The sequence below is a fragment of the Streptomyces milbemycinicus genome (assembly GCF_002154605.1).
GTDB classification, from domain to species: domain Bacteria; phylum Actinomycetota; class Actinomycetes; order Streptomycetales; family Streptomycetaceae; genus Streptomyces; species Streptomyces milbemycinicus.
Window position 1 is genome coordinate 1 of record NZ_MUNE01000671.1, and the last position, 680, is coordinate 680.

1 protein-coding gene is annotated in these 680 nt (G+C 70.0%); it reads right to left on the bottom strand.

Annotated elements, in window-relative coordinates; translation table 11 throughout:
* Nucleotides 1–7: 7 nt before the first annotated feature.
* The coding region (locus tag CCN51_RS42275; RefSeq protein ID WP_245881794.1) for a DUF5819 family protein at nt 8–680 on the bottom strand (673 nt) is incomplete at its 5' end.

Below are 680 nucleotides of genomic sequence, written 5' to 3' on the forward strand. Positions count from 1 at the left end.
GGGGTCGTCACTGGCGCTTCGCCTCCGGCAGGTCGGCGTCGGTAACCGGCCACCAGGGCAGCTCCCGGCGGATGGGACGGGTGTCGATCTTCTCTTCGCTCCACGCCGGGGCGGCCAGCTGCCGGGTGACCGAGCGCAGCTGGATCCGCTGCACCGTGCCGCCGTCCTGCTTCAGGCCCAGGCGGAGTATCGCGAGCCGCCGCAGATACTGCGCCGAGAGCTGTCCGCGCAGCCCGTTCGGCCGCTCCTGGGCGTCATGCGAGAGAAGGTAGAAGTCCCAGGCGCGGCGCAGCTGGTTCTGCTGGGTGTGGCTGGGCAGCGGATTGTGCCTGATGGCCGCGCCATCCTGGGCCGACAGGTCTCGCCACCCGGTGGTCGCGGTGCCGCCCTCGGGGGTGCGGATCTCGGCGCGCACCTGGACGGCGATGTTCTGCTGGAGGGGGTTCGGGGCGAAGAGCTTCCAGTTCCGTTCGAATTCTGGATATATGTAGTCGTCTATCGCCTCGCTGTGCTGCTTGCTGACCGTGTTGGGCGGGGAGACGTTCAGGAAGGCCATCCCGAGGTGGACGGCCACGGCGGCCACGGTCACCGCGAGGCCCACGGCCACGACGAGCTGCGAGGGCAGCGACAGCGGGCTCCCCGCTCTCGTCTCCCCCTCTTCATGCCGCCCTTCCTCCCCC